Genomic DNA, 14,238 nt, shown 5'->3' with positions numbered 1-14,238 from the left:
TTATTCTTTCATTTGTTCATAATCTACAATCATTTGTTTCATTCGAATCTCTATAAAATGTGCAGCATTTTCCATTGATTCACTTTTTGAAACTGTTTCATTTACCACACTTCCAAGAACGTCAAAATATGAACTCAAACTCTTTTCACTTGATGGCTCTAGGTATCCAGACAATAACATCACAGGGATTCCATATTCCCTTGCTACTTTCGCAACTCCATAAGGCGCTTTCCCGGAAAGGGTTTGTTCATCTGAACTACCTTCTCCTGTAATGACTAAATCGGCATTTTTTATGTTTGAAAGAAAACCGATTGCTTCCATCACTACTTCAATTCCTGGTTTCATTGTGAGTGGGAAAAAAGCTTGAAACGCCCCACCTAAGCCCCCTGCAGCTCCCGCACCTTGGCGATGATGAATAGATACTGCATATGTACGTTCAATAACATCAGCTAATGTTTTCAAGTTCTGATCTAAGATAGAAACAATCTGTTCTGAAGCACCTTTTTGTGGACCAAAAATATGTGAAGCACCATTCGACCCAATAAACGGGTTATCCACATCGCAAGCTATGATGAATTTAGAATCCACTATACGAGGATCAAACTCCGACTGGTCAATATGTGCTAACTTATCAAGTGCACCCCCACCAGTCTCGATGTCTTGACCATCATGCGTTTGAAACTTCATACCAAGAGCTTTCAACATTCCTGCTCCTCCATCATTGGTCGCGCTGCCACCTATTCCAACAATAAACTTTCGAAAACCACCATCTAAAGCATGCTTGATTAATTCTCCAGTTCCATATGAAGTTGTAAATAGAGGGTTTCTTTCTTCATTCCGCAATAGTGTTAAACCAGATGCTTTCGCCATTTCTATTACGCAAGTCTCTTCATCACCTAAAATACCGTAATCAGCTATAATTTCTCTTTCAAGTGGATCCTGTACAACTACGGAAACGGTTCTTCCTTTTGTAGCACTGATGAGGCTTTCTAAAGTACCTTCCCCTCCATCAGCTACAGGCATGATAAGTGTTTCAATCGACGGATCAAAAGTCCTTATTCCTGCTGCCATTGCTTGCGCTACTTCAACTGCTGACAAACTTCCCTTAAATGAGTCAGGACTAATGACGATTTTCACTTCATTCCCCCCTTTATAAAAGCGCTTACAAAATAGTATAGTGATAATAATAAAAAAATACATTATACTTGGTGTATGAATTTTCTGTTTATTATTATTCAATTTTTATACATGACGGAGGGCATATGTTAACTAAACAATTGGCAAATCAAATTGTAGAACAAACGATGATTCGTCTTAACCGAAATATTAATGTGATGGATACGAATGGCATGATTTTAGCTTCCGGTGATCAAGACAGGGTGGAGAGTATCCATGAAGGGGCAGTACATGTTGCCAAAACAAATAAACCATTGTGGATCACAGAAAAAAACTCTCATAAATGGCCGGGCTCAAAACCTGGAATTAATATGCCTGTATATTTTCAGCAACACTTAATTGCCATTATCGGAATTTCGGGAAGTCCTTCTGCATTAAAAGACGTAGCCACACTCTTACAGCTAACAACAGAAATGTTGATTCATCAATCCTTGATAGTCTCTAAATCTGAATGGAAGAGAAAAATGAAAGAAATGGTATTTGAAGAGCTAATCTCTTCTAAAACTTATCCGCCAGTTTTATATGAACGATTAGAGAGACTTGGATTTCCTCTTCAGTCCCCATTTGTTACGATTCTTTTGGAACTACCCTTAACCTCAACTCATTACCATGGCGCAGTTCAGCAACTTGAAGATTACTTTGATCATGAAGATGTGTTGGTTGGCCATTATCAATTAAACGAACTCTTTATCTTGACTGCAGACATTAAAATTGAGGAAGTCCATAAAAAGATCGAAAAGTTACCGACGTTCTTGCAAAAAAACCTTTCCGTTCGACTTGGTGTAGGAAAACCAGTAGAGACAATCGAAGAGGTTCAGCAATCTTTTCAAACTGCTAAATTAGCCTTACAATATGGCCATCCTTCAAATAAAATCACGTTTTTTGAAGAAGTAGAAGTGCTTTCCTTGCTCAAAAAAAGCAATTCAACGGAAGCTAAACAATTTTCAAATCGTGTGTTACAAGATCTAGATGAAAAGTATTGCAACACTCTTTTTGAGTACTTCAAGTGCGATCAACAACTCTCCATCTGTGCACAAGGTTTATCTATCCATCGTCATACGCTAACCTATCGCTTGAAGAAAATTCACGACATCACTGGATACAATCCGTATATTTTTCAAGATGCACTCGTCCTTCAGTTGGCACTGTGGGTAAATGAGTGAAAAATGGAATACTAAGAAGCGATTCGCATCATGATGCGAATCGCTTTTTAGGTAGGTAATATAGACATTTATTAATCAATGAGACTTTACTTATTCTTTACATTTAACTCATTGACTTATGTAGCTAAATCGCTTTATATTAATATATAAGCAAATAATTATATATTAATGAGGAGTGATCAAATGTTAGAAAATCCATGCAGCGGTTTTGGGAAATTCATTAAAGAATCTAGAGAATTCAAGGGGCAATCTAAAGAAATGTTGGCACATCAACTTGGTGTATCGTGCCAAATGGTCGAACGATTGGAGATGGACTTACTTCATCCTTCTAATTCACTTATCAAAAAATTATCAAATGTATTACATGTAGAAGAAAGAGAACTGTTTAATCTCATATGGTGTGAGACTCCCTTGGCATTAACTCAATGAGTGAGGAGGAGTTAACTTGATATTATCCATCCTGTTTGCATCCACAGTAGGGCTCATCTTATTGTTAATTTTAAGAAATAAGCAACCCCGATCTTTTGGAAGTCACTATTTAAATGACTTGCTGAGAAAGTTTTCAAATTAAATATGGTATGATAACTTCATGATTTAGACTCTCAGGAGGTTACACCATATGCCAGTCAAACAATTGCTGGAGGTCTCACAAGCCGCAAAGGTATTAAAGTTACTTGGAGATTCCAAAAGATTAACCATGATAAAATTATTAGACAAACACGACTTATGTGTATGTGAGTTTGTAGACATTTTTGAAGCTACGCAACCCGCTATCAGTCAACATCTTCGGAAATTAAAAGATGCTGGTTTAGTTAAAGAAGCGCGAAAAGGACAATGGATTGTCTATTCCATTAATAAAGATAGTGAGTATTATGCTCTTACTCAAAGCATGTTAAGTCATGTTCCTTCTCAAGATCAACTGTTAATAGATCTTGAAGCGAGTGGTCAACGAATTTCTTGCGATTAAATAACTGCTTCATTTAAAAAGCAAAGCCCTCACTAAGTGAAGGCTTTGCTTTTATTTTATATTTAACAGTTTTCAGGAAGTCCGACTAAAGATAAGCTGCCATTTAGCATATCAATGGTCACTTCTTCTGCCATGCTCAGGACGCGTTGATCAATTGCTACTTGAACCCCGTTAACCTCTTTAATCACATCATGTTCTTCAGGTACATCCAACGACAAACCTAGTTGTGGGCCACAGCACCCTTGACCAACAAAGTAAAAACGAATTCCCTCTGCATTATTTTCCTTCATTGTATTCGTTAACATTTCTTTAGCTACATCAGTAATAATCATAATTTGTATCTTCCTTTCATTATTCAGCTATTAATTCTTTCATTTCGATCTTTCCAAGCTTATCTTCAGGTTGCCACTTAACAATGGCGGTATGTGTTGTGAGTTCTTCACTTACTTTATTAATCCAGATTTTTTCGCTATTCGCTTTAGCATTTAATACTGGATCAATTGTATTTGTTCCAAATAGGCTTTGATTTATAACCCATGACTTCGGATGAATACCCGCTCTGATCAAATCTTGTTGTAGTCGCATAGCTTCAAAAACAGGTGTAGCTTCTGGCAATGTAATAATTAAGACACTGGTTTCCTCAGGGTTTCGAAGACGTGGTAACAAATTTTTAACCGATTCTGGTATTTCACCTGTTGATCTCGAAAGTTCTTTTTCATACGATTTTGCAGCATCTAGCAACAATAAAGTATGACCTGTTGGAGCTGTATCAATTACCACGATTTCTTCATTTGACTTCTCTACGACATCTGCAAATGCTCTAAATACAGCTATTTCTTCTGTACAAGGTGAATTTAAATCTTCTTCTAAATAACGTAATGCATCTTCTTCCAAATCAACGCTTGCTGTATGAAGAACTTGAGCTTTGTATTTCTCAACTTCTGCCGCAGGATCAATTCTACTAACGGTCAGATTTTCCATAATTTGTTCATCTCGAAACATAAACTCTAAATGTGCAGCTGGATCAGTAGTCGTTAAGAGAACTTTTTTTCCTCTCTCAGCCAATCCGATAGCAACTAAAGCTGCGATGGTTGTTTTGCCTACGCCACCCTTACCCATTGTCATAATGACACGAGAGTTTTTGATGTATAAATCCTCAATTGTTTGGCTTAACGTCATCAAATTTCCACTTTGTAATTCAATTGTTTCTTCCATCTGACCTGGCAGCAGATATGTTTTAAATAAATGTCGTAAACTTTCACTGCCAATAAGAGAATAAGATACAAAAGGTAATGTGTAGGTTTCCAACTGCTTTAAGGAAGTCGGTAGCTCCTTTAATGACTTCTGTTGTCTATTATAAAAAGCAAAGGAGATTTCATCCTCATGCATAGGCTTTTTCAATAATCCATTGATGATGAGTAACTGATTTTGAATACCTAGTTTTTTTAATTCACTTGATGCTCTCTCAGCTTCAAAGAAAGTGGACGCATCAGGTCTTGTCACTAACACTAGTTTTGTTTGTGTTGGATCAGAAAGCACCTTAACTGTATTTGCATACAATTCTTTTTTGGCCCCTAATCCTGACAATGGACCTAAACATGAAGCACCATGTGTACTTTCTTCTAAAAACCCATTCCATGCGTTAGGTAGTTGAAGTAATCTTAATGTATGGCCAGTCGGTGCTGTATCAAAAATAACATGATCAAAGCCACTTATTAAATCTGCGTTCGTCAGCAGATTTGTAAATTCATCAAATGCGGCAATTTCAATTGTACATGCGCCAGATAATTGTTCCTCCATTTGCTCGACTACCGCATTCGGTAATTTCCCACGAAATGGATCTATAACTTTATCTCTGTATGCTTTCGCCGCTTTTTCAGGATCTAAATTACACGCATACAGTCCATCAACATTTTCAACCGCCGTTGGTTCATTGCTAAACTCCATGCCAAACACATCTTGTAAATTAGATGCAGGATCAGTACTGACTAACAACACTTTTTCCCCTTGATCTGTAAGATTAACAGCTGTTGCACAGGCTGTTGATGTCTTCCCTACTCCGCCTTTTCCTGTAAAGAACAAAAAAGGGGTTTCTTTTAATAATCGAGGGTGAAAATTTTGCATGAGAATACTCTCCTTTATTTTGCAAACTTTACATCTAAACGAATTTTAGGTTTTTTCATACTTAATTCACTTTCTTCAATATCAAACCAATTAGCCAACTCTTCATTAGAAGGATAGTCCCCAACCTTTACTATTTCGTCATTAACAACAACCACAGGTAACGCATCTGGTCCTTTATCATGAAGAATTTGGTTAACCTTTTGATTTTCTACAAACTTGATAGGTTCAATCCCTAAGTTGTAACGCTTGATTTCAAATCCCTTTTTTTCTAAAGTGAAAACAGCTGCAGCCAATCGTGTTAATTTTGGATCAACACTTGGTCCACATACACCAGTAGGGCAACATAATGCAGGGTCAAATATTTCAACTTTACTCATTGTACTCATCCTTTCAAATTCATTAGCGGGTAAGTCCCATCTAGACTACTTCCTACTCATTTACCTGTTTCAGCAAAATGTTTAATTCTTTCTCCGATTTCATCACGAACTTGTTGGAATACAAGCCATTTTTCTTCATCAGTACCTTCAGCTTTAGCTGGATCATTAAAGCCCCAGTGCTCGCGTTTCACATGAGGTGGTGTCATTGGACATTTATCTGCAGCGTCACCACAAAGTGTGACAACAAAATCAGCGTTATTAAGAATTTGTGGATCAATGATATCTGAAGTTTGATTTGAAATATCAATTGCTACCTCATTCATCGCTTTTACTGCATTAGGATTCAATCCATGTGCTTCAATTCCTGCACTTAAAACTTGCCACTCATCACCCAAGTATTTTTTTCCCCAGCCTTCAGCCATTTGGCTTCGGCAAGAATTACCTGTACATAAGAAATATAATGTTTTTTTAGTCATGATGAAAAACTCCTTTTGGTTTAGATTTAGGTAGTGAATAAAATCCCAATTGCTTTTTTTGAATGGCAACCATACTATTACTTAGAAAAACCATCATTTTACAACAACTGCTTACGTATTTAATTACAAGTAATACGCAGACCTTGTTGTTCTAACTCTTTAATTCTTTGTTCTTGATCAGGGATAGAATTTAACACATTTCGAATAAATTCATACGATTCCTGTTGTGTATTTAGTGAATAAAATATCCACTGACCCTTGCGAGTTTCTTTCACTAGACCAACATCTTTCAGTTTTCGTAAGTGTTGGCTAATTGCTGATTGGCTAATATTAAATATCGCCACAAATTCACATACACAACATTCGTTTTTTTGTAATAATTTCAACATCGATAACCTGGTTTTATCGCCCATTAATTTCAAAATAGTACTCGCTTTATCTAGATCAATCAATGCTGTTGTAACTGTCATTTCTCTTAGCCCCTTCATTACAATTTAAATTCGTGACTGCACTTTTGTAAAACCATATTATCATATACTTATATGCTAAACAAATAATGCTGCTCATTGCTCATTTTAGATATGATAATTTATCTTTCAGCTGAATAAAAGAGTGATCCGCAAAACGCGCGAATCACTCTTTTACTCGTTTCTTTATTTCACAATAAGCACAGGACAGTTAGCGCGTTTAACTACCTTATGACTAACACTTCCAAGAACCATTTCTTGTAATGTGTTTAATCCTCGGCTACCTAATACAATGAGTTCATACTTATTCTTATTGGCATATTCAACAATCGCAGGTCCTGGTACACCATGAAGAATCTCCATAAGATAATTAATATTTTCTTTCTTTAATACCTCTTCAACTGGAAAGAGTTTTTTTCTGCGTTTCATATCAAGCTCAATCGAACTTCCACTATGAAGAACGTCACTTTTGGCTTGCGAATAATCTGCCACAGATACGATTGTTACGATCGCATTGCCATTCAATGAAGCGATTTTAACCACTTCAATTGTTGCACGAATTGAGTGATTGGATCCATCTGCTGCCAATAAGATTTTTTGGTACATATCTTTTGAACACCCCTTTATTTGATTAATGTACAGATTGCTTTGCATCTTTACTATTAAAAATCGCTAACTTATCTACAAGTTGTTGACTCGTTGTATTCAATCCAATTAGCGTTACTTGATTATTATTTTCATAATATTTTAAAACGACTTTATCTATTGCACCAACACCTGAGTCATCCCAAACATGTGTTTGAGAGAAATCGATGACGATTTGTTCGTTTTCTACAGTAAAATCAAAAGCTTCCAAGAAACTTTCTACTGATGCAAAGAACAATTGTCCTTCTACCGTAAAAGTAGAAATATCATTCATAACTTTTTCCGTCACATACACTTTTGAAATTTTCGAGACAAAGAAGATAGCACTTAGTATGACTCCGGCAATAACGCCTTTAGATAGATCGTGCGTAAATACCACGATGACGACAGTAGCTACCATAACAACTGAATCAGTGATTGGTGCTTTCTTCAAGTAGGTAAACGAAGACCAATCAAACGTGCCAACAGAAACCATGATCATAATACCTACTAGTACTGGCATTGGGATTTGAATAACCAAATCTCCCAGAACAATGATTAGGAACATGAGGAATAAACCAGCAATCAGCGTAGAAAGGCGACCTCTACCACCTGATTTCACATTAATAACGGATTGCCCGATCATCGCACAACCTGCCATCCCTCCAAAGAATCCATTAATAAAGTTCGCAATTCCTTGTCCACGAGACTCTTTATTTTTATTACTATCTGTCCCTGTCATATCATCAACAATGGTTGCGGTTAAAAGGGTTTCGAGTAAACCAACAATGGCTAACGCCAGAGAGAACGGGAATATTATCATCAATGTTTCTACGGTAAACGGTACATCTGGAATGAAGAATGAAGGTAGTGATTGGGTAAGTGTTCCCAAATCACCTACAGTTCTTAATTCAAAGTTTGAAAAAATGGCCAATACCGTTAAGGCAACGATGGCGATCAAAGGTGCTGGAATAGACTTCAAAAATCTAGGAAGAATATAAACAATTAATAGCGTTACAGCTACAAACACATAGGTCATCGTAGATATACCCAAAAAGTGAGGAACTTGAGCCATGAATATTAAAATGGCGAGTGCATTCACGAAGCCAATCATTACGGCACGCGGAATAAACTTCATGACTTTAGCTACTTTAAAAACTCCAAACAGAATCTGAATAACCCCTGTTAAAATTGTTGCCGCAAGCAAATATTCAATTCCATACTCTTTTACAAGTGGTACCATCAATAACGCCATGGCCCCAGTGGCAGCTGAAATCATACCTGGTCGTCCTCCGACAAACGCGATGATGACTGCGATACTAAAAGATGCATAGAGCCCAACCATTGGATTAACTCCTGCAATAATTGAGAAAGCAATTGCTTCAGGAATAAGTGCCAATGCTACGACAATCCCTGCCAATATATCTCCTCGTATGTTTGAAAACCACTCTACTCTTATTTTTTCTATCATCGGTAAATCACCTCATATATTATTTTTCGACTATAAACTCTCATTATAATCACGATTTAAATCCACGAGATGTAGTGTAGCATTTATTTTCCCAAAAAGGAACCATTTTAAAGCGAATTTTCAATGACTATATGGTAAACTAAGCAAGAACCTTGTATAAGAAGGAGAGAAACACTATGTACTTCGGCTATGTGAGACCTACACACGACGATCAAAATGTATCCACTCAAATCCAAAGATTATCTACTATAGAAGATATCCACATCGTGGAAGAAAAGCATGACTCTGCTAAGAAGAGAATTGCGTTAGACCAAATGATTGAAAACCTTCAAATAGGCGATCGAATTTATGTTTATAAATTATATCATTTGGCTGATTCTAGCCGACATTTAATCGATTTATTGGGTGAAGTAGAACAAAAAGGAGCTTCACTTATTTCACTACATGAAAATATTGATACGAGCAAAGAAGAAGGATATTCTTTCAACGAAATAGTAAGACATCTCGTACAATTCCAAAGTGATGTTATTAGTGAAAAAACAAAAAGCGGTTTAAACGAAGCACAAAAGAAGGGGAATATTGCAGGACGTCCAAGAAAACCAGATGAAAATGTGCAAAAAGCGATTGTCATGTATGATAGCAAAAATTATACTTTAGCTGAAATTAAAGAAGCCACTGGTATTAGTAAGTCCACTTTGTATAGAAATTTAGAAAATTGATGAGTGTAGTATAAATAGGCAAAGAAAAAAGTCGCATCCTTCTAGGATTAGCGACTTTTTCTATTATTACTATTACTCACCCAACCAAGCTAATCCGATTGTACCTCTACCAGCATGTGTGCCAGGCACTGGACTTAACTCAGTAATGGAGAACGAAATATGTGGGAATTGTGATTGAAGTATAGTTTTCCACTGTGTAGCTTCTTTCAAATTGTCCGCGTGAATCACCGTTACTTCTTTTACGTAATTCTTTTCTACCTCTAAATAGTCGACCATTTTAGCGATGGCGCGTTTATGGCTACGTACTTTATCGCATAAAATAGCACGTCCTTCATGAAATTTCAGAATGACTTTCATGTTTAATAACGTAGCCAACACCGTTTGCGTACCTGTTACTCTTCCACCTTTATGCAGTTGTTCCAGGCTACCTGGGGTTAAAAACAGACGCCCTTTGGCTGGTAGTGACTTAATTTCAGCAACGATTTCCTCAAATGCTTTACCTTGTTGTTCCAGAGCGACCGCACGTTCCACCATTTTCCCTAAAGGAAAAGAACCAATTAGAGAATCGAGGACAAACGCATCTACGCCCGTTTCTGCTGCAGCTGAAATGGCACCATTGTAAGCACCAGTTAATGCGCCGGTTACATGGATTGCAATAACGTGATCGTATTTTTCTTTAATTTCTTTAAACAATTCCAGCATTTCTCCTGGAGAAGGTTGCGATGTTTTTGGCAACTCTTTTGCTGAAGCTAGCTTTTGATAAAATGCCGTGGAACTAATTTCAATATTTTCTTTGTAAGCGATTTCTCCAAATATAACGAATAATGGTACCACGTAAATATTATGCTGTTTAATAAATTCAGGTGACAAGGTTGCAGTTGTGTCTGTCACCCAAGCGATATTTGACTTTATCATTGTCGTAGCTCCTTTTATTTATGCCTGAATATTTATATTGATATTTAGTCTATCGAGTCAATTTCATCATTCATAAAACACGAGAATTCTAAAAACAGCGATTCTGTCGATTTCCGTTACGGGCGGACGCTTTCTGTGGGTCACACCTGGACACACTTCCCCCGTCTGGGTCGCCACCCTACACTCCAATCAAATGACCGAAATTCTTAACAAATTCAAAAGAATCTCCTTCAAGTATTAATGTCATCCATTAAAAGGCAATTATGAAATTTACTCAATCAAGCTATATAAGTAAGTTGTGAGTTCTATCAGAAATACAAGTATGGTGAGGATACATATTTTTGCCTAGGGGTATGTATCATGACACTTGTATGACAGATGTCATGTTTGGGAGAATAAATAGGGGATTGTCATCAACTGTTCATAAAATTGGCATAAAAAGTTCCTGAAACTTTTGAATCCGTTAAGATGTCATGGCTTGTTATTCAGTCGTGATCTGTCATGACTCTACTGGCCATGTATTTTAAATAGAAAAAATCCAAGTCATGGAGTTACACCATGACTTGGATTTTTCAAACGCTTATATATTTTTCAATGCTTCTTCAATCTTCGTTTCCCCACTAATGAGGTCAAAGGATTTCTTATATGTTTGTTGTGCACCTAAAGCAACATAAATGGTTTTAGCCACGTCTTCACGAGGAATTGAACCTGTTTCAAGGTTTGTTGATGCTGTAACTTTTCCAGTGCTTGCCTCATTTAATAATCCGCCTGGTCGAATAATGGTGTAATCTAAATTGCTAGTTTCAACCATTCGATCTGCATAATGTTTTGCTACATAATATGGAACCATTTCTTTGTTCCAGTTTTCACGATGGTTTGCTTGAAGTGCACTGACAATTACAAAGCGTTTGATACCTGCTTGTTCAGCAGCCTCAACTGTTTTAGCCGCTCCGTCTAAATCAATTAGCATCGTCTTGTCCAAACCTGTGTGTCCGCCAGATCCTGCAGTAAAAACAATCGCATCACAACCATTTGCAGCCTCAGCGATATCTGTAACACTTCCTTCAAGACTTGCAACAGCCACATCGATTCCTTGGCTCTTCAATTCTTCAGCCTGCTCTTTTTTACGAACCATGGCACGAACTGTATGTTGCTCACTATTTTGTAAGAGGTCGATAAGGTGTTTCCCAATTTGTCCAGTTGCTCCTACTACGAATACTTTCATATGCTCGAGCTCCTTTTAATCTGAATTGACATAATCCTATCAAAATCATTCCTACAAAAAGTCTAACATAATTCCTGTTTACAATTAAAGCAAACTACCTTTTAAAGAGCTCTTGGTATAGCCCTTGGAACTTTCCTTCAACTACTTCAGAGTGATACATCGCTTTTAATGCTAATGTTTTTTCAAGATCATGTTCTTTAACGATTGAGTTTAAGCGAACTTTCAACTCTTCATTTTCTTTTACAAGTTGCATCATTTTCGATTTGACGAATTTCATATGAGAGACCTCCTTTTTAAGATACTATTTTTATCTGTTCAAGTTTTATGGTTTATTGTATAAATTCTCTCATTAAAAGAAGAAAAAAATACTTTCAGAAAGGCACTACTGCAAATTTCCACTCCATACCTCTATTTCTCATTTTAACATAGAAAAGTACCCCTCAGTCGAATTCTACTTGACTGAAGGGTACTAAGTTGTTCCTGTCTGATAAGATTTTTGTAACTTATCACGACATGAACTGAATTAGATCACACTTACATGTTCACTTTTCAAATCTGTAATAAACATATGACCTGGTGCATGGGTAATCATCAAAGCAGGTTTCATATGCATGGCAATTGCTTGTGGTGTAACACCGCAAGCCCAAAAAACGGGTACTTCTCCGTCTTTTATCGTTACTGAATCTCCAAAATCAGGCTGATTGATATTTGTAATACCAATAGATTCTGGGTTTCCTATATGAATCGGGGCACCGTGCACAGATGGAAAACGACTCGTTACTTGAACTGCTCGGATAACGTCCTTTTCTTTCATAGGGCGCATGCTGACTACAGTTGGACCCTCGAACTTGCCTGCAGAAACGGCTTCAATTGACGTTTTATACATCGGCACATTAACGCCTTCTTCATTATGTCTCATCGGGATACCGTTTTTGATTAACGCATCCTCGAACGTAAAGCTACAGCCAATGAGAAAACCCACCATTTCGTCTGTCCAGTAATCTGTAATATCTGTCGGCTCAGCTACGACTTCGCCATTTTTATATACACGGTATTTGGGCAAGTCCGTTCGTAAGTCAGCATTTGGCGCAGACAATTTCGGAACATAGGAACCGACATCAGTGACATCAATAACAGGACATGATTTGGGGTTCCTTTGACAAAACAACAGAAAATCAAAAGCTAAGTCTTTAGGCAATATAACTAAATTTGCTTGAATAAAGTCTTCACATAATCCGGAAGTAGGCGAAGTGAACTCGCCACTACGCATTTTCCCTCTTATTTCAAAAGGTGTTGTCATTTACAAACCTCCTCTTCATACAAATAGTTTAGGGATTTCATTGATTAATGTGTAACCACTCATCCAAGACATAGCAATGACAATTAGTACTCCGAAGATGGTCATCCACAATGGATGCTTATAGTCTCCAACAATTTTTGTTTTGTATGCCGCAATCAACATAACACCTAATGCAATTGGTAAAATCATACCATTTACCGATCCAACGAATATAAGAATACTGACTGGACGACCCACAATGACAAAGACGATTGTTGAAATAGCAATAAATCCAATGATTATTTTTTTATGGTGTTTCTCTAACCATGGATGGAATGTACGAATAAAGGAAACAGATGTGTATGCTGCGCCAACTACTGAAGTAACCGCGGCAGCCCACATGACAATACCGAACATCTTATAACCAATATTACCAGCTGCTAATTGGAAAACAGATGCTGGTGGGTTTGAAGGATCTAGCTTAAAACCTTGAGAAACGACACCCAATACTGCTAGGAACAGGAAAATACGCATGATTGAAGCTATCCCTATTGCAAATATTGAACCACGTGTCACTTCAGGTAATGCTTCTTTTCCTTTTATTCCTGCATCAATTAATCGGTGGCCACCTGCAAATGTAATATATCCACCAACGGTTCCGCCTACCAACGTTACAATCGCCAAAATATTAATATTATCTGGCACAAAGGTTTTTACAACGGCTTCTCCAACTGGAGGCGCTGCTGTAAACATTACGTAAACCGTTAATCCAATCATAAGGAAACCTAATACTTGTGCGAATTTGTCCATCGCTTTGCCTGCTTCACGTACCATAAAAATACCAATCGCGAGAATACCACTGAGAATCGCTCCTAATTCTGGCGAAATTCCAAATAATACATTTGTTCCGAGTCCAGCCCCTGCGATATTTCCGATGTTAAAGGCAAGACCACCCATAACAACTAAGAATGCGAGAAAATAACCAAGACCGGGCAATAAATCATTCGCAATATCTTGTGCACGTTTTTCAGAAACGGCAATAATTCGCCAAATGTTCAGTTGAGCACCAATATCGATAATAATTGATATTAGAATTACAAATCCAAAACTCGCAAGAAGTTGCTCTGTAAAGACGGTCGTTTGTGTTAAGAAACCTGGTCCAATAGCAGAAGTTGCCATTAAGAATGCTGCGCCGAGTAAGACACTACGATTAGTATTTTTCATTTTGTTAGCAGTTTTCATCGTATTCTCCTTT

Annotated in this window: 17 protein-coding genes; 4 read left to right on the top strand and 13 right to left on the bottom strand. The window is 37.2% G+C overall.

The genetic code is table 11. From position 1 onward, the window contains the following. Positions 1-1,137, bottom strand: coding sequence for a glycerate kinase (locus tag ACFPYN_RS15735; protein WP_377735469.1), 1,137 nt, complete (start codon positions 1,135-1,137; stop codon positions 1-3). A 125-nt stretch (positions 1,138-1,262) separates the two neighbouring features. On the opposite strand from ACFPYN_RS15735, the gene ACFPYN_RS15730 reads away from it, so the two are divergent. The 3 genes from ACFPYN_RS15730 to ACFPYN_RS15720 all read left to right on the top strand — a co-directional run bounded on the left by ACFPYN_RS15730 (position 1,263) and on the right by ACFPYN_RS15720 (position 3,306). Then, positions 1,263-2,339 carry a CdaR family transcriptional regulator gene (locus ACFPYN_RS15730; RefSeq protein WP_377735467.1) on the top strand — a complete coding sequence of 359 codons (1,077 nt, stop codon included), beginning with the start codon at positions 1,263-1,265 and terminating at the stop codon, positions 2,337-2,339. A 183-nt stretch (positions 2,340-2,522) separates the two neighbouring features. Continuing rightward, positions 2,523-2,768 carry a helix-turn-helix domain-containing protein gene (locus ACFPYN_RS15725; RefSeq protein WP_377735466.1) on the top strand — a complete coding sequence of 82 codons (246 nt, stop codon included), beginning with the start codon at positions 2,523-2,525 and terminating at the stop codon, positions 2,766-2,768. A gap of 190 nt (positions 2,769-2,958) precedes the next feature. Beyond that, positions 2,959-3,306 carry an ArsR/SmtB family transcription factor gene (locus ACFPYN_RS15720; protein WP_377735464.1) on the top strand — a complete coding sequence of 116 codons (348 nt, stop codon included), beginning with the start codon at positions 2,959-2,961 and terminating at the stop codon, positions 3,304-3,306. Positions 3,307-3,368: 62 nt separating this feature from the next. Here the strand turns inward: ACFPYN_RS15720 and ACFPYN_RS15715 are convergent, their stop codons facing one another. The 7 genes from ACFPYN_RS15715 to ACFPYN_RS15685 form a co-directional block, all read right to left on the bottom strand. Further along, positions 3,369-3,638: an adhesin gene (locus tag ACFPYN_RS15715; protein ID WP_377735462.1), complete on the bottom strand. Its 270-nt coding sequence runs from the start codon at positions 3,636-3,638 to the stop codon at positions 3,369-3,371. 19 nt (positions 3,639-3,657) lie between these two features. Continuing rightward, entirely contained in the window at positions 3,658-5,430 is a 1,773-nt protein-coding gene (gene arsA, locus ACFPYN_RS15710) for an arsenical pump-driving ATPase (protein ID WP_377735460.1), read from the bottom strand. A 14-nt stretch (positions 5,431-5,444) separates the two neighbouring features. After that, the gene (gene arsD, locus ACFPYN_RS15705) at positions 5,445-5,807 is read right to left on the bottom strand and encodes an arsenite efflux transporter metallochaperone ArsD (RefSeq protein WP_377735458.1); all 363 of its coding nucleotides are present in this window, start codon (positions 5,805-5,807) and stop codon (positions 5,445-5,447) included. Positions 5,808-5,863: 56 nt separating this feature from the next. After that, on the bottom strand, positions 5,864-6,283 hold the full coding sequence (gene arsC / locus ACFPYN_RS15700; RefSeq protein WP_377735456.1) for an arsenate reductase (thioredoxin): 420 nt from the start codon (positions 6,281-6,283) through the stop codon (positions 5,864-5,866). Between the two features lie 119 nt (positions 6,284-6,402). After that, the gene (locus ACFPYN_RS15695; RefSeq protein ID WP_377735454.1) at positions 6,403-6,753 is read right to left on the bottom strand and encodes an ArsR/SmtB family transcription factor; all 351 of its coding nucleotides are present in this window, start codon (positions 6,751-6,753) and stop codon (positions 6,403-6,405) included. A 183-nt stretch (positions 6,754-6,936) separates the two neighbouring features. Next, the gene (locus tag ACFPYN_RS15690) at positions 6,937-7,356 is read right to left on the bottom strand and encodes a universal stress protein (protein ID WP_377735453.1); all 420 of its coding nucleotides are present in this window, start codon (positions 7,354-7,356) and stop codon (positions 6,937-6,939) included. Between the two features lie 25 nt (positions 7,357-7,381). After that, on the bottom strand, positions 7,382-8,845 hold the full coding sequence (locus ACFPYN_RS15685) for a SulP family inorganic anion transporter (protein WP_377735451.1): 1,464 nt from the start codon (positions 8,843-8,845) through the stop codon (positions 7,382-7,384). A 176-nt stretch (positions 8,846-9,021) separates the two neighbouring features. On the opposite strand from ACFPYN_RS15685, the gene ACFPYN_RS15680 reads away from it, so the two are divergent. Next, positions 9,022-9,564: a recombinase family protein gene (locus ACFPYN_RS15680; RefSeq protein ID WP_377735449.1), complete on the top strand. Its 543-nt coding sequence runs from the start codon at positions 9,022-9,024 to the stop codon at positions 9,562-9,564. A gap of 72 nt (positions 9,565-9,636) precedes the next feature. On the opposite strand, the gene ACFPYN_RS15675 is transcribed toward ACFPYN_RS15680, so the two are convergent. The 5 genes from ACFPYN_RS15675 to ACFPYN_RS15655 all read right to left on the bottom strand — a co-directional run bounded on the left by ACFPYN_RS15675 (position 9,637) and on the right by ACFPYN_RS15655 (position 14,225). After that, positions 9,637-10,479 carry a DegV family protein gene (locus ACFPYN_RS15675; RefSeq protein WP_377735448.1) on the bottom strand — a complete coding sequence of 281 codons (843 nt, stop codon included), beginning with the start codon at positions 10,477-10,479 and terminating at the stop codon, positions 9,637-9,639. A 580-nt stretch (positions 10,480-11,059) separates the two neighbouring features. After that, positions 11,060-11,704, bottom strand: a complete 645-nt coding sequence (locus ACFPYN_RS15670) for an SDR family oxidoreductase (protein ID WP_377735446.1) — start codon at positions 11,702-11,704, stop codon at positions 11,060-11,062. A 94-nt stretch (positions 11,705-11,798) separates the two neighbouring features. Beyond that, the gene (locus ACFPYN_RS15665; RefSeq protein WP_108584859.1) at positions 11,799-11,981 is read right to left on the bottom strand and encodes a hypothetical protein; all 183 of its coding nucleotides are present in this window, start codon (positions 11,979-11,981) and stop codon (positions 11,799-11,801) included. 246 nt (positions 11,982-12,227) lie between these two features. After that, on the bottom strand, positions 12,228-13,004 hold the full coding sequence (locus ACFPYN_RS15660; RefSeq protein ID WP_377735444.1) for a putative hydro-lyase: 777 nt from the start codon (positions 13,002-13,004) through the stop codon (positions 12,228-12,230). Between the two features lie 15 nt (positions 13,005-13,019). Beyond that, positions 13,020-14,225, bottom strand: a complete 1,206-nt coding sequence (locus ACFPYN_RS15655) for an NRAMP family divalent metal transporter (protein ID WP_377735442.1) — start codon at positions 14,223-14,225, stop codon at positions 13,020-13,022. Between the last annotated feature and the right edge of the window lie 13 nt (positions 14,226-14,238).

It is taken from the genome of Paenisporosarcina macmurdoensis (genome assembly GCF_042658845.1).
GTDB classification, from domain to species: Bacteria; Bacillota; Bacilli; order Bacillales_A; family Planococcaceae; genus Paenisporosarcina; species Paenisporosarcina macmurdoensis.
The sequence above is the reverse complement of the archived record's forward strand: the minus strand, read 5'-3'. Positions and strand labels throughout refer to the sequence as shown.